The organism is Acidovorax sp. ACV02 (genome assembly GCF_014851475.1).
Classification (GTDB): Bacteria; Pseudomonadota; Gammaproteobacteria; order Burkholderiales; family Burkholderiaceae_C; genus Acidovorax; species Acidovorax delafieldii.
Genome location: NZ_JACUZU010000005.1, coordinates 407,997 through 429,936, shown reverse-complemented (window position 1 = coordinate 429,936; position 21,940 = coordinate 407,997). Strand labels below are relative to the sequence as shown.

Sequence of the window (21,940 nt, the reverse complement as noted above, 5' to 3'; positions counted from 1 at the left end):
CAACCATGCCACGCATTGCAACCCCGCACCACCCACCGTCAACGCCGCCCACAACACCCTCCACACGCCGGCACCACCTGCTGGCGCTGGCCGCCCTGGCTGGTGCTGCCTGTGCCCTGCCCAGCGCACCGGCGCACGCGCAGGCCTGGCCGGCCAAGCCCGTCACCATCGTCGTGCCCTTTGCGGCCGGCGGCACTACCGATGTGCTGGCACGCGCGCTGGGCGAAAAACTGGGCACAGCCCTGGGCCAGCCGGTGATCGTGGAAAACCGGGGCGGCGCGGGCGCCACCATCGGGGCCGACTACGTGGCCAAGGCCCCTGCCGACGGCTACACGCTGCTGATGGGCGCGGTGCACCACACCATTGCAACGAGCGTGTACAAAAAGCTCAACTACGACTTTCAAAAGAGTTTTGCACCCATCACCACCGTGGCGCTGGTGCCCAACGTGCTGGCTGTGAGTGCGGCCACGCCCGCCAAGGACGTGAAGGAACTGGTGGCGCTGATCAAGGCCACGCCCAACAAGTTCTCCTACGGCTCCAACGGCGCGGGCACGGCGCAGCACCTGATCGGCACGCAGTTCGCCACGTCCATCGGCCAGCCCCTGCTGCATGTGCCCTACAAGGGCAGCGGCCCGCTCACCACCGACCTGCTGGGCGGGCAGGTGTCGATGTCGTTCGACACCGTCACCCCCGTGCTGCCGCACATCAAGGCGGGCAAGCTGCGCGCCCTGGCGGTGACCACGGCAAAGCGCTCGTCCACCCTGCCCGATGTGCCCACACTGCAAGAAAGCGGCTTTGCGGGCTTTGACATCGGCACCTGGTTTGGTGTGCTGGCCCCCGCCCGCACGCCCGCCGACGTGGTAGCGCGGCTGAACACCGAAATGGTCAAGGTCATCCAGTCGCCGGACTTTCAAAAGCGAATGCACGACATTGGCGCCGAACCCATCGGCAACACCCCCGCGCAGATGGCCGAACAGATTGCGGCCGACACCGCACGTTTTGCCAAGCTGGTGGCAGACAACAAGATCACCACCGACTGACCCGGTGGCAAAGAGCGGTTGCAAAGAGTTGTCGCACAGGGTGGCGGGCGCGGTGAATGGTCAAGGTGGGTTGGTATAAACCTGTGATGACCGACACCGCCGCCTCCATCGCCAACACCGCCCCCGCAGCCCTCGTCCGCGCACTGGAAGAGCGCGCCTTCAACGCCTGGCCTGCGCACCAGACGGTGTTTCACCGGGGCTGGGTGTTCCGGCTGTCGGGCGGCTACACCAAGCGCGCCAACTCGGTCAACGCGCTGGTGCCCGGCGCGCCGTTCGACGGCGTGCGCGAGGCGGCGGCGGCGCTGTATGCGCGGCATGGTTTGCCCGCCGTGTTCCGCATCTCCCCCCTGGCCCCGGCCGAGGCCGACCAGGAGCTGGCGGACGCGGGCTACCAGCACTTTGACCCCTCGCTGGTCCTGCACCGGCTGCTGGCGCCGGGCGCGGTGCCTCGGCCCGATGGCAGCACCGTGGTCAGCACTTCGCCATCGCCCGCGTGGCTGGAAGGTTTTGCGGCGGCCAACGGCGTGGCGCCGCACCACCGCAACCTGCACCGCAGCATCCTCGACGCCATCGCCCACCCGGTGGGCTATGCGCTGCAACACGACGCCCAGGGCCACGCCGTGGGCTTTGGCCTGGCGGTGCTGGAGCGCGGCGCGGTGGGCCTGTACGACCTGGCTGTGGCGCCTGAACACCGGGGCGGCGGACGCGGGCGCGCGCTGGTGCAGGCGCTGCTGCACTGGGGCATGGAGGCCGGTGCAACCAGCGCCTACCTGCAGGTGCGGGCGCAGAACACGCCTGCGCTGCGGCTGTATGAATCGATGGGGTTCAAGACGGCCTACGGCTACCACTACCGGGTGCCGGGCTGAGATTGGCTTCTGCACCTCTCCTAGAGGGTGCGAGAGAGCCAGGACCAGCGCAGAGCCCCCCGCAGTGCCTCCCCGCGTGGGTTGGAAGCCAAAAAGGCTGCAAGCGCTAGTGGATCATGCGCCAGCAGCTATTGATTCAATAGCAAACCATTCACCGCTCAACGGTGGCTCAGCTTGCGCACCGCCCAGTCGCCCAGGCTTTGCACGGCCTGCACAAAGAAGATCAGCACCAGCACCACGGCCAGCATGATCTCGGGCAGAAAGCGCTGGTAGCCGTAGCGGATGCCCAGGTCGCCCAGGCCGCCGCCGCCAATGGCACCGGCCATGGCCGAGTAGCCGGTCAGGCTCACAAACGTGATGGTCAGGCCCGCCACGATGCCGGGCAGAGCCTCGGGCAGCAGCACCTTCCACACGATCTGGCTGGTGGTGGCACCCATGGCCTGCGCGGCTTCGACCAGGCCGTGGTCCACCTCGCGCAGCGCGGCCTCGACCAGGCGGGCCACAAACGGGGCAGCGGCAATGGTCAGTGGCACCACGGCTGCGGCCGTGCCGATGGACGAGCCGGTGATGAGCCGCGTGAACGGGATGATGGCCACCAGCAGGATGATGAAGGGCGTGGACCGCACGGCGTTGACCAGCCAGCCCACCAGCTTGTTGACGGGGCCGTTCTCCAGCACCCCGCCGTCATCGGTCAGGCGCAGGAACACGCCCAGCGGCACCCCCAGCAAGCCGCCCACCAGGCCGGAGATGCCGACCATGATGAGCGTCTCCCACAGCGACGAAGCAAACAGATCCAGCATGGCTGGCGTGAAGTTGTTGAACATGATGTGTGCTCCCTCTTAACCGGCCACGGCCACTTCTTCCACCTCGACCCCGCCCGCGCGCAGGTGTGCCACGGCGCCGCGCACGCTCTCGGCCTCGCCACTGGCGTACACGGCCAGCGAGCCAAAGGTTTCGTCCTGGATCTCATCCACTTGCCCGTGCAGGATGCTCATGTCCACACCAAACTGGCGGATCAGCTGCGACAGGATGGGCTGGTAAGCGCTGTCCCCGGCGTACGACAGGCGCAGCAGCTGGCCGGTTCGTCCTGAGCTCAGCTGGCCTGCCAGCTTGCGCACATGGTCCAGCACGCTGGCGGGCAGCTCTTGCGGCAGGATCTCGTCGATCAGGCTCTTGGTGATGGCCTGCTGCGGGCGGGTGAACACGTCCAGCACCCGGCCCTGCTCCACGATGCGGCCGGCCTCGATCACGGCCACGCGGTCGGCCACCTGCTTGATGACCTGCATCTGGTGGGTGATCAGCACCACCGTCAGGCCCAGCTCGCGGTTGACCTGGCGCAGCAGGTCGAGGATGGAGCGTGTGGTCTCCGGGTCCAGCGCCGAGGTGGCTTCGTCGCTCAGCAGCACCTTGGGGCGGCTGGCCAGCGCACGCGCAATGCCCACACGCTGTTTTTGCCCGCCGCTGATCTGCGCCGGGTAGCGGTCGGCCAGGGCCGACAGGCCCACCAGCTCCAGCAGCGGGTTGACGCGCGCGCGGATGGCGGCCTTGTCCATGCCCGCCAGCTCCAGCGGCAGCGCGGCGTTGTCAAACACGGTGCGTGACGACAGCAGGTTGAAGTGCTGGAACACCATGCCGATCTCGCGGCGCGCCTCGCGCAGCTGCGCGTCGTTCAGCTGGGTCAGGTCCTGCCCGCCCACGATGACCTGGCCCGTGGTGGGCCGATTGAGCAAGTTGATCACCCGCACCAGCGAGCTTTTGCCCGCGCCGCTCTTGCCGATGATGCCGAACACTTCGCCCGGCTGGATGGTGAGGTCGATGCCCTTGAGCGCCTCGACCGGGCCTTGTGAGCCCTGGTAGGTTTGGGTGATACCCCGTAGTTCGATCATGAAACACAAAGGGCCGCCACACGCCGGGCGGCGCGGGTTCGGCCCCAAAAGACACAAAGATCAGGGAATGTACTATTGCGCCATAAAGAATCAAACTATCAAAAAATAAAGTAATAAGACATCAAAGTTATTTGCACGGTGCGGCCGACTCCAGACTACGCTCCCGCGGGCACCGCCACCCGGCCATTCACCTTGCGCGACACCAGCGCGCCCAGCACCAGCACCCCCAGTGCCGCCACCGAGAACACGGGCGCGATCCAGCCCCGGTCCACACTGGCCGCCACCAGCAGCACACCCAGCGATTGCCCCAGGAACAGCAGGCACGCAAACAGCGTGACCGCCGTGCCCCGGGCCTCGGGCGCCATCTGCGTGGCCTGCACCTGCAGCGTGTTGTGCAGCATGTAAAACCCCACCCCGGCAAAGAAGCAGCCCAGCACCCCCCAGGCCGCCACCGGCCCCCAGGCCAGCAGCAACAGCCCGGCAGCAATCAGCGAGGCGCCCATCAGCGCCAGGCCCCGCTCACCCAGCAGCGCCAGCCAACGGCGCGCCAGCAGGCTGTAGATGAGCCCGCCCACGCCATACAGCACCATCACCCCGCCGGCCGCTGAGGCCGACAGCCCAAACCCGTCCACCATGCGTGCGGGCACAAAAGCCAGCGTGCCAAAGGCCAGGGCGCCCTCCACCGCCACCACGGTCAGCACCCAGCGCACCCGGGGCATGCGCAGCAACGCGGCCGTGTTGGCCAGGTAAGCCGACAGCGAAAAAGCGGGCGGCACCGCACCGCCAGCCGCAGGTGCCGGGGTGCTGGCCGCCATGGCGCGGGCTTGCCGCCACAGCAGGCTCGCGGCGGTCAAAAACAGCAGCGACAGCACCACAAACGCAGCCCGCCAGCCCAGCGCCTCGACCGCAAAGCCGCCAAACCACTGCCCGGCCATCATCCCCGACACCGTGGCCACCATCAGCTGTGCCAAAGTCTCCTGACGCTGCTCGTACGGCACGTTGTCGCCAATCCATGCCATCGACAGCGGGATGATGCCTGCCGCCGACGCGCCCATGGCAGCCCGCGCCGCCACCAGCACCGGCAGCGTGGGCGCCAGCGCCGTCACGCCGCTGAAGAGCGCACAGGCAAACGTGGCGCCAATCACCACGCGCACCTTGCCCAGCCGGTCGCCCAGGGGGCCATAGAACAACTGCAGCACGCCATAAGACACGGCAAACGCCGCGATGACGGCCGACGCATCGCCCGTGGTGACAGAAAACTCGCGAGCCAGGGACACCAGCATCGGGTCGCAGACACGCATGGAAGCCATGCTGCAAAAGGCTGCCAGGCTGATCACCCGCAGCATCGTCGAAGAAGAGGTCATATGACCCGATTGTGGTGCGGCCAGCGCAAGGTTGCTGGCGCGGGGCGGCATGCACCCCGGTGGCTCAAGGTCAGGGAGGGGCGCGTTGGACACACCAGCGCGTTCCGTTGATGGTTGGCGAACGACATCCAGCGCATCAACCCGCCCAACGCCCACCGGGACGGACGGACTGCAAATGGCGAATGCCGAACGGTCGGGAGCAGCCGTCCTCAGCCCTTGCCCACATTGAAGCTGGTGTCGAACGTGCCCCGCACATCCAGCCTCTGCTTGATGAGGCCTGCCGCCAGGTAAAAGTCGGCCGTCTTCTGCTGGTCGGCCAGCACCTGGGCGTCGATGTCCTGCCAGCGGGTGGCGCGGCGCTCAAACTGCAGCTGCGCCGCATCGGCCGGAATGCCCACGATGCGCGCCAGCGACTGGCCAAACGGCTTGGCGTTCTGGTACGACCACACCTGCGCGCGCGCCACGCGCCCCTTGAAGTCCGCCAGCGCCGCACGCTTTTCTGCCAGGGCCGCATCGGTGGCCGCCAGAAAGCTCAGGCCCGACCACAGGCCCCGGCCGCTGACCAGCACGCGCGCATGGCCGCTGGTCTCGGCCAGCGCGGTGTAGGGCTCCCAGGTGGCCCAGGCATCGACCGAGCCCTGCGTCAGCGCCAGCTTGGCGTCTGGCGGCGGGATGAAGCGCAGCTGCACATCGTCGGCCTTGAGGCCTGCCGACTCCAGCGCCTTGAGGGTGACCAGATGGCCGATGGAGCCCCGGTTGGTGGCAATGCTCTTGCCCTTGAGGTCGGCCGCCGTCTTGAGCGGCGAGTGGGGCGCCACCAGCACGGCCGTGCCGTAGGCATCTGAGCGGCTGGCCGCAAACGCCTTGACCTGGCTGCCCGCCGCCAGCGTAAAAAGCAGCGGCGCATCGCCAATGGGGCCAAAGTCCACCGCGTTGGCGTTGAGCGCCTCGGCCAGTGGCGCAGCCGCCGGGAACTCGCTCCACTTGATGTCGTAGGGCAGGTTCTTGAGCTCGCCCGCTGCGTCCAGCAGCGCCTGCAGCCCACCCTTCTGATCGCCCGCACGCAGCAGCACGCGCGACGAGGTTTGGGCATGGGTGAGGACGGGCGACAGGAACGAACTGGCAGCGACCGAGGCGGTCAGCAGATGGTGGAATTGGCGGCGCAGCATGGTGTGGTCAATGAAGGCAAGGTTGATTCGGCATTCATTGCATCACCCACCCCACGCGGCGCCAACGAAGGCTTGCAAGCATCCATATGCGGTTTTCGTATGCGCGCGCGGGGTGTGGGTGGGGTGGCCCGCTGGCCTGCGGCGCTCAGTAACCGCGCTCCCTGTCCACCACGTCGTGCAGCGGCAGCCCGGCCACAAAGCGCTGCAGGTTGCCCACAAACTTGCGCGCCGTCACCTCCGCAGCCCCTTGTGCGGCCCACGACACATGCGGCGTGATGCGCACACGCGGGTGGTGGTACAGAGGGTGGCCGTCGGGCAAAGGCTCGGGGTCGGTCACATCCAGCGTGGCGCCCGACAGGCGGCCCGCATCCAGCGCATGCAGCAGTGCCTGCTGGTCCACCAGGGCGCCGCGCGCAATGTTCACCAGGTGCAGTCCCGGCCGCGCATGGGCCAGCGTGGCCGCGTTGATGAGGTGGTAGGTCTGCGCGGTGATGGGCAGGGCCAGCACCAGGTGGTCAGACGCCGCCAGCAGCTGCTCGATGGAGCCCACCGCCTGCACGCCTTCACCCCCTTCACCCCGTCCATCCACCGGCGCCCCCCCACGCCGCAGCGCCACCACCTGCATGCCCAGCGCCTGTGCACGCAAGGCCACCGCGCGGCCAATGGCGCCATAGCCCGCAATGCCCAGCGTGCGGCCCTGCAGGGTGCCGGGCAGGTGCTGGTCCACCCGCGCAAAGGTCTCGCGCCATGGGTCGGCCCCTTGCACGCGCAGTGTGTCCCAGTCGCGCTGGTGTGCCAGCAGCGCCGTGATCACATATTCGGCAATGGGCACAGCCGCCACACCGCGTGAACATGTCACCAGCGGCACCTGCAGCAACCAAGGCGGAAAGAAGTCGATGCCCGCCGACGCCACATGCACCCACTGCAGGCGCCCCGGCCAGCCCGCCGGGGGCTGCGCGGGCGCATTGCGCCAGCCATTGCGCGGGCCGGTGAACAGCACATCGGCATCAGCGGCGCGCTCCCATGCAGGCACAGCGGCATCGTCGGCCAGGGCCACGGGCAAGCCCGCTGCGGCTACCAGGGCATCGGTCTCGGCACCGGTCTGGTTCAACACCACCAGGGGGCGGGGGGCCAGCACGGCATTCATGGTGTATCCGTTCTCATCGTCTCAGCCCAGGCCCAGCGCGCGGCGGCCTGCGGCAATGTGGGCGCTGTCCTCCTGCGGGGTGTGCACACGGCCACACAGCACATCGCGCAGATGGCGCTCCAGCGGGTTTTTGCGTGCCAGGCCGTGGTTGCTGGACAGCTGCAGCGCCGCCTGCACCACCTCGATGGCGTTCTGCGTGGCCACGGTTTTGACCAGGCCGCTGTCCACTGCTGGCACCAGGGTGCCGGTGTCCAGGTCATGCGCCACGCTGGCGATCAGCCGGTCGTTGGTGAGCAGCAGGGCCTCGATGCGGCCCACGGCCTCCTGGGCGCGCGGCAGGCTGGACAGGGGTGCACCCAGGTTGGCGGGCGTGCGCTCGCGCAGAAAGCGCACCACCCAATCGCGCGCCGCGCGGGCCACGCCGGTGTACAGCGCACCCAGCATCACCGTCATCTCGGCCAGCATGGCGGGCTCGCCACGGGCCCAGTCCTGCGGCAGGCGCACATCGAGCGCGTGGTCGTGGGGGGTCAGCACGTCCTGCAGGATCACATCGTGGCTGCCACTGGCGCGCAGGCCCAGGTGGTCCCAGGTGGCGTCGATGCGGATGCCGGGCGAACCGGCCCGCACCAGGAACGAGCCCACGCGTGGCACCTCTTCGTCGGTGCGGGCCCACACCACGTACCAGCGCAGGATGGGCGCGCCGGTCGAATACACCTTGTGCCCGCTGATGCGCCAGCCCTCGGCTGTGTGCCGTGCCACTGTGGCAGGCAGGCCGCCGCGCGCGGGCGAGCCCAGCTCGGGCTCCACGCGCAACGCATTGATGAGCGACACCTCGTTGTGCGACTCGTGCACCAGCTGCCGGGCCAGCGCCTGCGGCCAGGGGGAGCCGGGCCGCCCCATGCCGCGCTGCTGGATGTACTGCATGGTCAGCACCAGCGCCGTGGCAGGGCAGCCCTGGCCCACCGCGCCAATCACCTCGCCCAGTTGCGCGGCTGACGCGCCCTGCCCGCCCAGCGTGCGCGGCGCGGCCAGCGCCAGCAGGCCGGCCTGCTGCAGGTCGGCAAAGTTCTGGTGCGGAAAACTCCCGTCCCGGTCGTGCGCAACGGCGCGCCCGGCAAACTCCACCGCCAGCGTGCGCGCCACCTGCCCCCAGGTCAGCGGCGCGTTCATTGCAGCACCTCGGGCTGCTGCCGCACAAGGATGTCGAACAGGCTCCTGAAGGCAAACTGCGCGCCGCCGGGCCCGCCGATCTGTGCATGCGTGTGCTGCGCGATCTCGTGGCGAATGGGTTGGGGCGTGCCCGCCGCCTCGGCCAGCAGCTGGGCCTGGCAGGCGTTCTCCAGCGCGATGTACCACCACGCCGCCGCCTCCACCGACGGCCCCGCCGTCAGTATGCCGTGGTTCTGCAGGATCACCGCCTTCTGCGCCCCTAACGCCTTGCCAATGCGAAAGCCCTCGTCCGTCTCCAGCACCACCCCCGTGAAGTCGTCGAACAGCGCGTGGTCTTCGTAGAAGATGCACGAGTCCTGCGTCAGCGGGTCGAGCTTGCGGCCCAGCGCAGACCACGCCTTGCCGTATGTGGAATGGGTGTGGGCCGCAGCAATGATGTCCGGCCGCGTCTCGTGCAACGCCGCGTGGATGGCAAACGCCGCGCGGTTCAGCGGGCCCTGGCCGATGACGATCTCGCCTGCTGCGTTCACCAGCAGCAGGTCGGACACCTTGATCTGCGAAAAATGCACGCCCAGCGGGTTCACCCAGAAGTGGTCCGTCCACTCCGGGTCGCGCGCAGTGATGTGGCCTGCCAGCCCGTAGTCAAACCCCTGCTGTGCAAACAGCCGAAAGGCCACGGCCAGGTTCTCCTGCCGGTAGCGGCGCTCGGCCTGCACCGTGGGGCGCGGGCTGGGCGCGTCAAACCAGTCCTTGCGCTGCGGCGTGGGATTGCGGGCGAGGTTGGTGGCGGGCAGGGGCTTGAGGACGGCAGACATGGGCGGCGGCTTTCCAGATCGGTGAGTTGGACGAAAGAGAAACGAACCCGCCCACCATAGGGGCGCCCCCGCCCCGCGCCAACGAAGAAATCCGCGTGACCACATACAGTTTCTGTATGAAGCAAGGCGGCGCAGGCAGCACACTCCCCGATTTGAGCCAGACACCATGAACGGCTGTCGAATGCGCTGACTCGCGGAGGGCGACATGCACCGACCGGTTCTGACGCCATGGCGCGCCGAAAGTGACGAGCCTGCACGGCAGGAGGCCACCGCAGCCAGCTCAGTCACAAACGGCCTCAGCCCCGGCTGATCAAACACATTCGGCCTTCTGGAGCCCAAATCCCCTCGGTGCGAAAGTCATCGTGTGGGCATCTGCGCACGGACACCACATTAGGACGGGAGCTCTCCAGTCGCAGCAAAGGCATCTACGCAACCCCTCCGCGCGAAGCCCCAGCTCTCGAAACCACTACAGATCAGAAAAGCTCGCCCAGAGTCTATTGATCAAGCGTGCGTGTGGGCATGTTCACCATTTACCCTTGCCGTATGGCCGCAGTCCGGTGACAACGGCATCCCAGACAGCCGGGCGGATGGACAACACTCGGTCTCGACTAGTCAATCAGAGGAGCCCTCCCGCAGCCATCTCGCCTTCCGAATCTGAGGCCTCTAGCTAACTACGAAGTGGAGTGCATACTGTTCCAAGTCACACGAAAAAAGTCCTGAGTCAGCTCAGCCTTACGTACTCACCAATTGCCCCTTCACAAATTTTTATTGACCCATGATCGATTTTTCGAAAATTCGCAAATGCAGTATGAAAATGCAGCCATTCAGATGGGCTGAAATTTCAGACCTCTATTCAAAGGCTGACTGCGCCGCACTTTCCAAGACCTATCCCCACGATCACTTCCGCACCGTCGAGGCTTATGGGGGAGAAAAAGACTATCGATACGACGCCCGATCCCTGATTCCGATGGGAGAGCAAACCATATCGCACGCCGAATCCCTGAGCCCTTATTGGTACCAATTGGCACAAGACCTGCTTTCTGCAGAATACCGGATTGCCATGTCGTCCATTACTGGCATTGACCTGACTAGCCTGCCGATGGAGGCGCATGTTTATCACTACGGCCCTGGCGCACTTCTGGGCCCCCATCGCGATCTCCCCGAGAAAATTGTCACCCACGTTTTTTATTTCAACGACAAGTGGCATCCCATGGACGGTGGCTGTCTGGCCATCCTGAATTCTTCCGATGCAAAGGACGTTGCCGCTCTGGTAAACCCGACCATTGGGAATTCGGCCACCTTTGTCAGGTCGGACACTTCCTGGCACGAAGTGACAAGGGTATCGGAGCAAGCCACTCAATCCCGACGGAGCGTGACCGTGACGTTCTACCAACCCGGATCCATCAGCTCAATGTGGCCACCAGGGGTGGATATGGAACTGCATGACTACCCAAGCTGAATAGGCCGCGTGCCCCGCGCTGGCATCTTCGGCGCAGCCAATTTCTCAACTTGAGCATTTGGCGATGTTGCCGTCAAGCGGCTCTTGCATTGAATCCTCAATTACCGTAAATACATGACCAGGCAGTCATTTCTGCGATCCGCCCATCTATTTATTCCCTGGGAACATAGAGAGCTTATTTTTTCATTAATTCAACGTGAAATCACTTCCCGTTATCGAAGTTCACTCATGGGATTGATCTGGTCAATCATCACCCCTGCATTTACCCTTCTTGTCTACACCACAGTATTCACCAAGGTATTTACTGTTCGCTGGCCCGGTAGCAATGAATCCCCTACTGAATTTGCACTGCTTATTTTTATCGGCATGACGATTTTCAATTTTTTTTCGGAATGCGCGCTCCGCGCACCGACAATGATTGTATCCAATACAAATTATGTAAAAAAAATTCAATTCCCACTTGAAATTATGCCCTGGATCAATCTGGGGGCAGGCCTATTTCATATGCTTGTGAGTTCAATCGTATGGCTTGCTTTCTATGGATTGACAATTGGAATTCCGCCCGCATCTTCTTTCATCTATCTTTTTGTTTTAATTCCAATCTGCCTCTACATACTCGGCATTTCCTGGATCCTGAGCGCACTCGGCGTATACTTTCGTGATATCAATCACATTATTGGCGCACTTTTACTGCCGATCATGTTCTTGACCCCTGTATTTTACCCAATCAGTGCACTCCCCCCTGAATGGCACCAAGCAATGGGCTTGAACCCCCTGGCACAGGTGATTGAAGATGCACGTACGGCACTATTCTGGGGAGGCATGCCAAATATCATAAAATGGGGCACATCGATCCTATTTTCCGGCGTCTTCGCGATAGCAAGCCTTTGGTTTTTTCAGAAAAGCCGCGAGGGATTTTCCGATGTCCTCTGAATTCGCCATTGAAGTCGACAAAATCAGCAAGTGCTATCAAATTTATGACAAGCCACGTGACCGACTGCTGCAGATGCTCCCTTTTGTCGGGCAGCAGCGGTTCCGCGAATTCTGGGCACTGAAAGACGTCTCATTCCGTGTCCGCAAGGGAGAATCCCTCGGTATTATCGGACGAAATGGAAGCGGAAAATCAACCTTGCTCCAACTGATCTGCAACACGCTGCGCGCCACGTCGGGGCAGATTCAAGCCCGAGGGAAAATAGCGGCACTGCTCGAGCTTGGGTCAGGATTCAATCCAGAATTCACAGGCCGTGAGAATGTCTATCTCAATGGAGCACTGCTTGGATTGAAAAGAGCGGAAATAGATGCAAAGTTTGACGAAATAGCCGACTTCGCCAATATCGGAGACTTCATCGACCAGCCGACCAAGATATATTCCAGCGGGATGCTTGTGCGCCTGGCATTCTCGGTGTCCGTCTGCGTGGAGCCCGACATACTGGTCATCGATGAGGCTCTTGCCGTCGGTGACGCCTCCTTTCAGTTCAAATGCTTGGATCGGCTAGAGAACCTGGCAGGAAAAGGAACAACTCTTCTGTTTGTGTCCCATGACATGAGCATGGTAAAGAGATTCTGCAACACCGCGATCTATCTCCATGAAGGAATGCTAAAGGCATTTGGATCTCCTGAGACGATTTCCGAAATGTACCTGCTGGACATGCGGGACGAGCAACGCCGCTGGGCCAGCGGCGGAAAGATTCCAGTGACGAGGAAACAGGAGGTCAACGGTGCACGCATTGCATTTGGGACAACGGAAGGAGAGGTAATCTCCGCCAAATTCACCAACACCGGAAGCCACTATTCGTCATTTGTCTATGGTGAGACAATCGAGATCGTCGTCAGCTATAGAATCAGCAAGTCAGTCTCATTACCCAATATCAGCATTACCATCCAGGAAGCACGGCTGCTCGTCGTTGGTGGAAAAAATTTTGTGCTTCCCCTCACCAATTCTGACATTGACGGGGAAAGTGGAACAGTCACCTTTCACGTCCCAGCGATACTGGCAGCAGGTCGATACTACATCACCATCAAGCTGATGAATGGTCGCACCGAGGAGACCTCACTCCTGATTGACAAGCAAGTGGGGATACTGAGTTTTGATACGGTAGCGCGCGGAAATGACCCTTTTCTTGGTATCGTCGATCTGGGAATCGAAGCAAAAAACCAGGCAACCAGCTTTCATGGCGGATGAAATTTTGGATCAATCTCCCCTCCATTACGGAACCCGTGCTACTCCCACTGCAAAGTCGGTTTCAAAAAATCGGTTGTTCAAGAGAGTGTCTTCAATATCGAACAGCATCTGGAGCAAAGCCATCGAACGCGGGTCTGTTTCTACGAAATTACCCGCAATCCCATGCAAGGCGAACTGCAATATATTGCCACCACAGGGATTGAAAGCATGTTCGACAAAATAATCAGATAGCACCCTGCGTATGTCTTGTGACCGAATTGCCTCTGACGGATCGACCTTGATTACTTCTGCTGGCTCGGGAAGTTGCACGTTGAACTGTACCTTGCCGAAGTGTTCCAGCTGAAATGAGCGGCGATACTCCGGAGGCAAAAGGCGGAAAGCACTTTCGACAACCTCCCGCTGGCGCTCTGGAAAAGCAAAATGATTGGCTCCTACATATTCATTATAGAACACCCAGCCCCCCGGCTTTAAGGCGTTGCGAACCGACTCACAGACTGACTCGAGTTCCTTGATGTGATGCAACGACCCATTAAACCAGACGGCATCGTAAGCATTTTTCTCCAACGGCGTTTTTTGGACGTCCTGTACGTGATACTTAATATTAGAAGCACCAATTAAATTCGCCTCTTTCCGGGCAATATCAATAGCGCCGGGCGCAATATCAATTGCATCACACTCGGAAAAGGCATTGAGTCGGAAAAGGTCCCGCTCCAGAGTACCGCTGCCACAACCGATGCTCAACATCCTGATCGGGGATATCGAACGATTTAGGAATTCACCAAGGCAGTATTGCACCCACCAGCGATGATCGGTCCCTCCACAGGCCAGCCGCTGAAAGCGCTGCTGAACAGCCGGCACAGCAAGCCAGTAGACCTGGGGCGAAAAGGCATCGGAACTCGCCACATTCTTGGACCAATGGTCGGCGGTGATCTCACTATCGGATCTCATTCTGGCCTTCCTGGCTGGCGGCTGTGCGTGTGCGGCTTCCAGGCACCCCATTTGCTTTCGAAGTAAGCTTGGTTTCGGTCCCAGATGGCCTGATATTCACCTGTCTCGATCAATTTCCCAAACGATGCTTGGCCATAATGATGGATAAAGGAATCTTCAGCACATACTGTTCGATAACCGGCTGCGTGCATTCTCCGACTGTAATCATCATCCTCGAACATTCCGAGACCGAATATCTCGTCCAGGTCCCCGATTTCATTGAAAACATGGCGCCGCATCGCCACACAAAACATTGCCAGCATCGAGATGTCGAAATGGCGACCGGCATGCGCGACGGTATATCCTGAAGCGAATTCATGCATCTGCTCCAGATTAATATAGCTTGTATTGATCTTTGCTTCGTTACCGATTGAATTGGTCACCGGTCCCACCATGCCAATTTTCTCATCCTCCAAATGACGGAGCATTGCCTCCAGCCAGTCGCCTGTGACCACCGTATCATTATTGAGCAACACGATATATTCACCTTCGGCCAACGCAATTCCCTGGTTGTTTGCCGCCGCAAAGCCTCTATTGCTCTTGTTGATAAGCACCTTCACCATCGCATACCGGCTCTGAATTTCCTGGAGCATGGCTCCGGTACCATCGGAAGAAGCATTATCAACAATGATCAATTCATAGTTAGGATATGTAGTCCAGGAAACAATGCTCTCAATACATTGCCTGGTAAGTTCAGCATTATTGAAGCTCACTATTACAATCGAGCATTTCCCGTACAACCCCTTTATGGCCTCCTGAGTTGCGATATAGCGATGCCGCCAATCATTTTCCCTGGCCAACTCCCTTCTTCGTTCAACCAGTACGGAATCTTTTTCAGCCAACGCGATTTCTATTTTTGCGAGAAAATCCTCGAATTCAGTGGCAAAATATACATAATCTTGGTATATTGCCATCTCTTCAAGTGGCACACTCACCACCGGCTTCCCGGCGCTCATGAATTCGTAGAATTTCACTGGATCCACCGCATGCGTCACTTTGTTCAACTTGAATGGGATCAGGCATACATCAAAGCCGTGAAGATAGCGTGGCATGTCCTCATAGGGCTTTCGGCCCGTAAGGTGCACGTTGGACATCCGGTCAAGGCCCGCCAGATCCTTTACAAAGCGATCCCCGACCAATACAAAATTCCAGCTTGGGCGTTTTTCTGCCAGGAAATATAACAAAGAAAAATCAATCCAGGGAGCCAAGGCGCCGTAGAACCCAATGATGGGCTTCTTTAGATGGGAAAGCAGATTGTTTTCAGTACATCGATCAAAAAAGAAATCATAGTCCACAGCATTTCGCACGAGCAGACAATCTATTCCTTGGTCCATCCATTTTTTCTTTAAAACAGATGCAGTTACCGTAACCAGATCTGCGCTGCGAACCAGTACCTCTTCTTCTTTGATAAGTTGCTCGCCGATATCAGGGAAGTCAGCCCATTCGTCCATGCAGTCGTATTGAACGCGCCATGACCGGGACTTCTGTAAGTCGAGAGCCAACCCGGTCCAGTAAGAAAGATGGACCACGATCAGAGCGGCTCTTATCTTTGCATCCAGCGCCAGCCGGGAAAATGATTCATTCCCAACCTTAAGATTGGTAGCTGACATCTTTACAGAATAGAAATCTTCATACTCACTGAAAGCCAGACATACCTCGAATATTCTCTCGGCAACCTGCCTCAACTCGTAAGGAGCCCTCCTTTCAGGCATTCCCGAGCGTACGATATAAAACACACGATGACCATGAGCGGCAAACTGAGACATCATCTGCTGCGGTCTTTGATACCGGGCAGACCATTCGATGTTGGCAAAACAGACAATATCAATTTTATCGTTGCATTTTTCGTCAACGAGGGGCGCAGCTAGCGGCCGGAGAGGCGGAACTTCCTGGAATTGATTGCGCAGTGATTCTGCATGGAGTCTTCTTTTGAGGCGCCTTGGTAAAAGCAGATTTCCAAGCGTACGGGCAATCGGCGAGCGGTCGGCCAGCAGATACATTAAATCGATCAGCAGATATTTGAGACTTTTCCGACGCCACTCCAGCGTCATCTTTGCAGCTTCTGCTTCTTTTTTCAGCCAATCAATGGCGATATCTCGGGACGAAACCGTTTCCCTGCTGGTAATCAACTCTTGCTCGAGTTGAGTAATGGCCTGCCGCATCACTGCCATTTCGCCGCAGGAAGGGCATTCAGGCGGGCCTTCGCGCTCCCCGATGGCATTCACGCGAGCAGGGGTGGGCAGTAGGTTTTTCGATTCGTCTGATTCTGGCTTCATAAGAAAATAGTATGAATCTGCTTCAAGCGGAGAGGCCTTGCAACCAGCGCCACGCCCTGCGCAAGGGGGCTGTCGTTGTCCAGGACATAGATTTGTGCATCTCCAGCAGGTGGTTTTCAAGATCGAGCGATCGTCGCGTTACCTCCGACAACTCCGCTTTTGCTTCACCAAGCGAATACTCGCAGCCCATCAAACGATTCTCCAGATCCCGCAGATGGTCGGCGGATTCCGGATCGCCTGCTCCCGCCTGCCGCTGCCTATGCTCAAGAATGCCAGGCAGCGTCATCAAAAATGCATTCATCGAGGTCGTGGAATCCGTCTTTCCCGCCCGAACCACAGCTGCAACATGATTCCAGTAGTTTTCCAACACGTCATTTGCTTCGACCACCGCATGCGACGGTTCTTTACGGCCCATTCGTTGGGACAACCATTGGGGATCGTCGCAGCCTGCAGGCGGCAACGGATGCACGGTGTCATATCTGGATAGCGCGGTGAACTTCCCTTGGGAGAGGTCGCTGGAGCTGAATACCGGAACACCACAGGACAGTGCAGTAATCGCAAGGTGATAGCTGTGTCCCGCAACTGCTTCGGATCCGCCTATCAGCGATGCCAGCACCATCGGAGATGGCCATTCGCTGAGATAAAACGTCCCCGGCAGCTCCCTGTCAATGAACGATTCATGATCGCAAAGCACCGGTCCGAGACGAAGCAGAAGCAAGCTGAGATTGGGCAGCTCTGTACGGAATTTCTTCAAATAATCAGTAAGCCGCTCAAGATTCTGGGTTGCCTGAATCACGAGGTACGGGGCCTTCAGGCCCAGAGCGTCGCGAATCGCAGCCGCCTCATCGGTCGCGACATGGGATTCCAAACAGCGCCCGATAGAAAAGGCGGTATCAGGCATCACATGCACACGCTGCGGCTCAACAAATGGCCTGAGTGCTGCCTTCGACGGTTCGTCTCTCACTGCAATATGAGCGCTGGAATTAAGCGCAAGGGAAAGCAGCGGGTGGCTCCAATCTGGAATCTCGTTGCAATGCATGCCCGGAGCATTCCATATGACAGGCACGCCATGCTGCACACCCACCAATGCTGGCCCCAGCCAATATCCCGTGGGATGGTGAATCCACGTTGCCGGTGGCCCATATCCCGGAGCGATGAATTTGTCAAAACGGACAATGAACCCACCGCCGATCAGGATTGCATCAAGGTCACTGGCCATGCGAGGCAATTCCGCCAGTGACTCAACATCATATGGCCAATCCTCCGAGGATTTCGCGTGATAGGAAAATGGGATGATTTCAATACGTCCCAGCCTGCGGGACAACTCCAGTTCTGCAATGATCGGGAAAAGTAGATCACCATAATTCTGGACATCAAACGTGCCAAAGATGCCAATGCGCCAAGAGCGTTGGTTCTTCATTGCATCGGAATCAGTTGCATTCATTTTTAGGGTTATAAAAACTGGGCGCCCGCACTTTCAGTTCAATCTGATTATTCACGCTAGAGAAATTCTAAAAATCTAGCGGGCTCCACTACGATCCAGATCCATCTTTTTACTTGCATGCGCATTTTCCAGAATCTTCAACGTGGCCAGTCCTGCCCGCTCCCATGAGAAACCACGGGAATGCTGGAGTGCATACGCACCAAGTTCCCGTCTCAATTCCTCATTGGTGACGAGCCTGGTAAGACCTTCGGCAATGGAATCCACACTAAGAGGATCTACAAGGACACCTCCTTGCCCTACCACTTCTGGAAAGGCTGAGGACATGGAGGCTAGCACCGGAGTTCCAAGCGACATTGCCTCGGCTGCCGGCAAACAGAAACCTTCCAAGAGAGAAGGCGCGGCCAAGCATTGCGCATGACGGTACAACGTCGACAGCACCTGATCATCAACGTTATCCAGGACAAGCACCTTGCCCGCAATCCCCAAGGCTGCAATGTCACTTTTGACAGAGTTTTGCCCCCAGCTCGCGCCCCCCACCAATACCAAAAGTATTTCCGTGCCGCTACGCTCGATCACCTGTTGGAAAGCTTGTAACAATCTTGCCAAATTCTTTCGTGGCTCGAAACTACCCACAAAGAGTACATAGGGCATTTCAATGCCAAGGGTCTTTAAATGGGTGACCGGCAAGGGGGATGGCATATGCGCCCCGCCTTCGGTTGCGATGGACACTTTTTTCCAGACTGTCTCATCAAAATGAAGCCTGATGTCTTCCGCCGTCGATTCAGAAATCGCAATGATCTGTTGGGTGGAGGCAAGGCTTCGGGGCATCAGCACGCGGTCAAGGTGATACGTGACGCGACGCATCGTTTCTGGTTGCTTCAACCAGCACAAATCATGAACGGTTACGGTGGTGGCTGTTTTTCGCGGCAAGAACCATGGCAGCCTGTGCGCAGGACTCCAGTAAACATCAGGTCTATCAATACTCCCCCAAATGACTTGGGAGCAAAACAAACTGGCGATGCGGCCTGCATCCCGAGGTAAATAATCAGACCGACAAGTCACATTTGGCAGATGAGCATAATCCCCTGACGGGCATGCTCTACCATAAAGTAACCAATGATGCCGACCCTCGCTCTGCTCTATCATGATTGGCAGCAGGCATTTGATGTACCTCGCGATGCCTGAACCAGGTACCTCAAGCATGCTGATGTCAACGGCTATACGCATCAATACCTTCCCTTTTCCTTGTTTTTCATGCTGCGCTCTATACGACCGGCATTTTCATGCGCCCCTATGCACTCATCGATTACGTCCTTATAGTGAATGGCTCTTTTATCCCAAGCAAACTCTGCAATAGTGTTTTCATCACGCAGAAACATCGATTGCAATGCCCCGCTTGTCCATCGCGCATGAATTTCGCGGAGGATGCGTTCGATGGAATCTGCCTGGTTCTGGACAACCCATCCTGCCCGGACGCGCATGATCAGTGCACCGGCCTCGTCCATTGGGGTATTGGCAATATGCAAGATAGGTGAACCTATACCGAGATACTCATAAATTTTTCCTGGAACTTGAAACGGCTGGCTGTTGCCCACGCTAAGCAGCACATCGGAATTCTGCTGCGCGGAAATGCACGTGCCATGATCGACTATCCCGTGAAATCTGACCCCCGGAATGCCATCGAAAAGTGCTTGGTATGCAGCGTGATTTCCATAAAATTTGACTGAAATATCCAGATCACGAATCGACCGCAGCGCCCTTGCAAACTCGACAGGAGAACGGAAGTCCGCATAAAAATTCCCGGTATAAACAAGATGCAGGGACTTGGAATGATGGCTATTTTCTACACGTCCGCTGTTTCGACTGGGAAACCCCTGTGCGATGCAGGTGAATTTATTGTCGGCGTCTCGTAATCCGTGGCGCCTTTTCAGGAGATCGACAACAGCCATCGTCGTTACCACGATAGCGTCGGCACGGGCAATAACTTTTGCTTCAAAGGCGAGATCGATGCGCTGGCGCCAGCGCGGCGTATAGGGCGCAACTACAGGATCAGCGAGATCGACGATAAGCGGAATTCGAGTGATCCGTTTGGCCAAGAGACCCAACAGAAGGTCTACGCCGGGCTCGTGCGACGCCACTACCGCGCTGTACCGGGTTGTTCGGAGCAACTGAATCAAACGCAAGGACGCGCTGGGTGCCCATTCGGTACGCAAGTCTGGAAATATAATCTGATCGAGTACCCGACGCCCCCACCGGTGCATTTTTAACAAAACCGAATCGCCACCCAGCGGCCCAACCGCGCCACCACCTCGTGTCCATCTGGATAAATGTAAATAGGCTTTTTGCGAAAAACCGACATATGGACCAGGCCAGACCCGGTGGACGATAACCCCGGGCGCGAAATCCTCATGAAAAGGCGGCAGTGAAGGCATGTCGGAGCAAAGCACATGCACTTCCACACCGAGCTTTGCCAGCTCATTCGAAAGATAGAACCATCGTAGTGATTGGGCTGCGATGATGGGAGGAAACTCATAGGCAATCAGAAGAATGCGCATAACTGTGCTTTGTCAGTGCCTTGTGCAATATATCCACGATTTTTTCTGATGCCCTGCCATCGCCGTAAGGGGAATCGCCCCGTGAAAACGATTTGTACGCAGCATCATCATCAAGCAGTTGCAGCGATGAATTGACGATGGATTCAAAATCACGCCCCACCAATTTGGTAACGCCGGCTTCTATGCCCTCGGGCCTTTCGGTTTCGTTGCGCAACACCAGCACCGGCTTGCGCAAAGATGGAGCCTCTTCCTGGACTCCCCCCGAATCAGTAAGTATAAAAAACGAAGATTTCATGGCTGCAATGAAATCAATATAGTCAAGCGGGGGGGTTAAACGAATCCGTGAATGATTCGAAAGATACGAGTATGCCGCATCCTTTATAGCAGGGTTAGGATGAACCGGAAAGAGAATAAATACATCATCCCTCACGTCAGCCAGATATCGCGCCGCCCGGCATATTTCAGCAAATGGCCGCCCAATGTTTTCTCGTCTGTGCGCGGTAAATAATATCATTCTACAATTCGCGAATTCCGGAAGCACGAAGGGCGGGCAACGATCTGCAGTATAAAGCAAGGCATCCACTATCGTATTGCCCGTCACGTAAATGGTATCGGCAGATTTTCCTTCTTCGATGAGATTTTTTTTAGCAGCGTTAGTTGGCGCAAAATGCCATTGCGCCAAATTTCCAACCAGTACGCGATTCATTTCCTCGGGAAATGGATTTTTATAATCTCTCGTTCGCAAGCCCGCCTCCACGTGAGCAAAGGGAATGCGAAGATAGAATGCAGCGAGTGCGGCCACTGTGACTGACGTTGTATCACCTTGTCCAATCACGATATCAGGCTTTTCAGCCTGAAAGCAACGATCTAGTTCACCAAGCAACCGGATGGTCAGTTTTGCCAGGCTCTGATTTGGCTCCATGACGTCGCAAATAAAATCCGGAGTCAGCGAAAAATGCGACAGCATTTTTTCGACCAAGACAGGGTGTTGCCCTGTCGAAACAATCCGTACCGATGCCCAATGGGTTTTGCGCAGCGCAATAATCAGTGGCGCCATTTTGATGGCTTCCGGCCGGGTACCCACTACACAAATGATATTTATCCGGCTAGATGATTGCATTGCAAAGGAATAGAGTTGCGACAAAAATGGTACGCCCGTTGATTGCTTGGTTGGCTTCGTTCTATTCTGGGCCAATCACAATTTGTTCAGTCTCGGGATTTCGGTGAATGACGCTTTGCGCAACACAAGGTGCAGACCAGCGCTTCAGGCCACATCGCCGTGGCCCCCATCGTACGCCCGCGCCTTTTCGATTGAAGCGTCGGGCCATTGGGTCCATAGCAGGTTCGCGTGCACGAGAGCTTGACCTGAATCACAGGAGCACACCGCGAAGCATGTTTTCCGGAGACCACGCAGCGAGCGCTGCGTTTGCCCCATGTTGGCGCTGCGCCATGGGCTTCGCGCGCGATAGCCGGACCCGGCGGACTCTGGCGCACTGCAAGCGATGGCTGGACCACGGCAATTTTTTGCATGGCGCCCCTGCATCTTGCGCTTACCATGCGCCCCTGATTTCCATCAAGGA

The 21,940-nt window shown here is 58.7% G+C and carries 18 protein-coding genes; 5 read left to right on the top strand and 13 right to left on the bottom strand.

All coding sequences use genetic code 11. The features are described from left to right. Positions 1-5 precede the first annotated feature (5 nt). Positions 6-1,040 carry a tripartite tricarboxylate transporter substrate binding protein gene (locus tag IB236_RS14805; protein ID WP_056067589.1) on the top strand — a complete coding sequence of 345 codons (1,035 nt, stop codon included), beginning with the start codon at positions 6-8 and terminating at the stop codon, positions 1,038-1,040. Positions 1,041-1,126: 86 nt separating this feature from the next. Further along, positions 1,127-1,906 carry an N-acetyltransferase gene (locus IB236_RS14800; RefSeq protein ID WP_225581159.1) on the top strand — a complete coding sequence of 260 codons (780 nt, stop codon included), beginning with the start codon at positions 1,127-1,129 and terminating at the stop codon, positions 1,904-1,906. A gap of 158 nt (positions 1,907-2,064) precedes the next feature. On the opposite strand, the gene IB236_RS14795 is transcribed toward IB236_RS14800, so the two are convergent. The 7 genes from IB236_RS14795 to IB236_RS14765 form a co-directional block, all read right to left on the bottom strand. Beyond that, positions 2,065-2,730, bottom strand: coding sequence for a methionine ABC transporter permease (locus tag IB236_RS14795; protein WP_056067588.1), 666 nt, complete (start codon positions 2,728-2,730; stop codon positions 2,065-2,067). Between the two features lie 15 nt (positions 2,731-2,745). Further along, positions 2,746-3,792, bottom strand: coding sequence for a methionine ABC transporter ATP-binding protein (locus IB236_RS14790; protein WP_192421304.1), 1,047 nt, complete (start codon positions 3,790-3,792; stop codon positions 2,746-2,748). A 155-nt stretch (positions 3,793-3,947) separates the two neighbouring features. Next, positions 3,948-5,156 carry an MFS transporter gene (locus tag IB236_RS14785; protein ID WP_225581158.1) on the bottom strand — a complete coding sequence of 403 codons (1,209 nt, stop codon included), beginning with the start codon at positions 5,154-5,156 and terminating at the stop codon, positions 3,948-3,950. Positions 5,157-5,365: 209 nt separating this feature from the next. Then, positions 5,366-6,325: an ABC transporter substrate-binding protein gene (locus IB236_RS14780; RefSeq protein WP_192421303.1), complete on the bottom strand. Its 960-nt coding sequence runs from the start codon at positions 6,323-6,325 to the stop codon at positions 5,366-5,368. Between the two features lie 145 nt (positions 6,326-6,470). Beyond that, the gene (locus IB236_RS14775; protein WP_192421302.1) at positions 6,471-7,472 is read right to left on the bottom strand and encodes an NAD(P)-dependent oxidoreductase; all 1,002 of its coding nucleotides are present in this window, start codon (positions 7,470-7,472) and stop codon (positions 6,471-6,473) included. Positions 7,473-7,493: 21 nt separating this feature from the next. After that, positions 7,494-8,642 carry an acyl-CoA dehydrogenase family protein gene (locus IB236_RS14770; protein WP_192421301.1) on the bottom strand — a complete coding sequence of 383 codons (1,149 nt, stop codon included), beginning with the start codon at positions 8,640-8,642 and terminating at the stop codon, positions 7,494-7,496. Further along, positions 8,639-9,457, bottom strand: a complete 819-nt coding sequence (locus tag IB236_RS14765; protein ID WP_192421300.1) for a class II aldolase/adducin family protein — start codon at positions 9,455-9,457, stop codon at positions 8,639-8,641. Before IB236_RS14765 ends, IB236_RS14770 begins: the two co-directional genes overlap by 4 nt. 775 nt (positions 9,458-10,232) lie before the next feature. Here IB236_RS14765 and IB236_RS14760 point away from each other — a divergent pair. The 3 genes from IB236_RS14760 to IB236_RS14750 all read left to right on the top strand — a co-directional run bounded on the left by IB236_RS14760 (position 10,233) and on the right by IB236_RS14750 (position 13,098). Next, positions 10,233-10,916 carry a 2OG-Fe(II) oxygenase gene (locus tag IB236_RS14760; protein ID WP_192421299.1) on the top strand — a complete coding sequence of 228 codons (684 nt, stop codon included), beginning with the start codon at positions 10,233-10,235 and terminating at the stop codon, positions 10,914-10,916. 114 nt (positions 10,917-11,030) lie between these two features. Beyond that, positions 11,031-11,849 (top strand): ABC transporter permease, encoded by an 819-nt coding sequence (locus IB236_RS14755; RefSeq protein ID WP_192421298.1) that lies wholly within the window; start codon positions 11,031-11,033, stop codon positions 11,847-11,849. Continuing rightward, a complete protein-coding gene (locus IB236_RS14750) occupies positions 11,839-13,098 on the top strand; it encodes an ABC transporter ATP-binding protein (RefSeq protein WP_192421297.1) in 1,260 nt (419 codons plus the stop codon). The genes IB236_RS14755 and IB236_RS14750 overlap by 11 nt, the downstream gene beginning before the upstream one ends. A gap of 24 nt (positions 13,099-13,122) precedes the next feature. Here IB236_RS14750 and IB236_RS14745 read toward each other — a convergent pair whose 3' ends face one another. The 6 genes from IB236_RS14745 to wecB all read right to left on the bottom strand — a co-directional run bounded on the left by IB236_RS14745 (position 13,123) and on the right by wecB (position 21,480). Beyond that, positions 13,123-14,046, bottom strand: coding sequence for a bifunctional 2-polyprenyl-6-hydroxyphenol methylase/3-demethylubiquinol 3-O-methyltransferase UbiG (locus IB236_RS14745; RefSeq protein ID WP_225581157.1), 924 nt, complete (start codon positions 14,044-14,046; stop codon positions 13,123-13,125). Next, positions 14,043-16,361, bottom strand: coding sequence for a glycosyltransferase (locus IB236_RS14740; protein ID WP_192421295.1), 2,319 nt, complete (start codon positions 16,359-16,361; stop codon positions 14,043-14,045). The genes IB236_RS14745 and IB236_RS14740 overlap by 4 nt, the downstream gene beginning before the upstream one ends. Positions 16,362-16,383: 22 nt before the next feature. After that, positions 16,384-17,781 (bottom strand): polysaccharide pyruvyl transferase family protein, encoded by a 1,398-nt coding sequence (locus IB236_RS14735; RefSeq protein ID WP_192421294.1) that lies wholly within the window; start codon positions 17,779-17,781, stop codon positions 16,384-16,386. Between the two features lie 99 nt (positions 17,782-17,880). Next, entirely contained in the window at positions 17,881-19,008 is a 1,128-nt protein-coding gene (locus IB236_RS14730; RefSeq protein WP_225581156.1) for a glycosyltransferase family 1 protein, read from the bottom strand. A 23-nt stretch (positions 19,009-19,031) separates the two neighbouring features. Further along, a complete protein-coding gene (locus IB236_RS14725) occupies positions 19,032-20,360 on the bottom strand; it encodes a glycosyltransferase (protein ID WP_192421292.1) in 1,329 nt (442 codons plus the stop codon). Continuing rightward, positions 20,335-21,480, bottom strand: a complete 1,146-nt coding sequence (gene wecB, locus IB236_RS14720) for a non-hydrolyzing UDP-N-acetylglucosamine 2-epimerase (RefSeq protein WP_192421291.1) — start codon at positions 21,478-21,480, stop codon at positions 20,335-20,337. Before wecB ends, IB236_RS14725 begins: the two co-directional genes overlap by 26 nt. Positions 21,481-21,940: the final 460 nt, after the last annotated feature.

Excerpts from the sequence above, each read along its gene's own strand:
- IB236_RS14800 (WP_225581159.1), top strand. The coding sequence starts at position 1,127 with ATGACCGACACCGCCGCCTCCATCGCCAACACCGCCCCCGCAGCCCTC.
- IB236_RS14790 (WP_192421304.1), bottom strand. The coding sequence starts at position 3,792 with ATGATCGAACTACGGGGTATCACCCAAACCTACCAGGGCTCACAAGGC.
- IB236_RS14745 (WP_225581157.1), bottom strand. The coding sequence starts at position 14,046 with ATGAGATCCGATAGTGAGATCACCGCCGACCATTGGTCCAAGAATGTG.
- IB236_RS14770 (WP_192421301.1), bottom strand. The coding sequence starts at position 8,642 with ATGAACGCGCCGCTGACCTGGGGGCAGGTGGCGCGCACGCTGGCGGTG.
- IB236_RS14735 (WP_192421294.1), bottom strand. The coding sequence starts at position 17,781 with ATGAAGAACCAACGCTCTTGGCGCATTGGCATCTTTGGCACGTTTGAT.
- IB236_RS14755 (WP_192421298.1), top strand. The coding sequence starts at position 11,031 with ATGACCAGGCAGTCATTTCTGCGATCCGCCCATCTATTTATTCCCTGG.
- wecB (WP_192421291.1), bottom strand. The coding sequence starts at position 21,480 with ATGCAATCATCTAGCCGGATAAATATCATTTGTGTAGTGGGTACCCGG.
- IB236_RS14740 (WP_192421295.1), bottom strand. The coding sequence starts at position 16,361 with ATGAAGCCAGAATCAGACGAATCGAAAAACCTACTGCCCACCCCTGCT.
- IB236_RS14725 (WP_192421292.1), bottom strand. The coding sequence starts at position 20,360 with ATGCGCATTCTTCTGATTGCCTATGAGTTTCCTCCCATCATCGCAGCC.
- IB236_RS14750 (WP_192421297.1), top strand. The coding sequence starts at position 11,839 with ATGTCCTCTGAATTCGCCATTGAAGTCGACAAAATCAGCAAGTGCTAT.
- IB236_RS14780 (WP_192421303.1), bottom strand. The coding sequence starts at position 6,325 with ATGCTGCGCCGCCAATTCCACCATCTGCTGACCGCCTCGGTCGCTGCC.
- IB236_RS14805 (WP_056067589.1), top strand. The coding sequence starts at position 6 with ATGCCACGCATTGCAACCCCGCACCACCCACCGTCAACGCCGCCCACA.
- IB236_RS14795 (WP_056067588.1), bottom strand. The coding sequence starts at position 2,730 with ATGTTCAACAACTTCACGCCAGCCATGCTGGATCTGTTTGCTTCGTCG.
- IB236_RS14760 (WP_192421299.1), top strand. The coding sequence starts at position 10,233 with ATGATCGATTTTTCGAAAATTCGCAAATGCAGTATGAAAATGCAGCCA.
- IB236_RS14775 (WP_192421302.1), bottom strand. The coding sequence starts at position 7,472 with ATGAATGCCGTGCTGGCCCCCCGCCCCCTGGTGGTGTTGAACCAGACC.
- IB236_RS14785 (WP_225581158.1), bottom strand. The coding sequence starts at position 5,156 with ATGACCTCTTCTTCGACGATGCTGCGGGTGATCAGCCTGGCAGCCTTT.
- IB236_RS14765 (WP_192421300.1), bottom strand. The coding sequence starts at position 9,457 with ATGTCTGCCGTCCTCAAGCCCCTGCCCGCCACCAACCTCGCCCGCAAT.
- IB236_RS14730 (WP_225581156.1), bottom strand. The coding sequence starts at position 19,008 with ATGCTTGAGGTACCTGGTTCAGGCATCGCGAGGTACATCAAATGCCTG.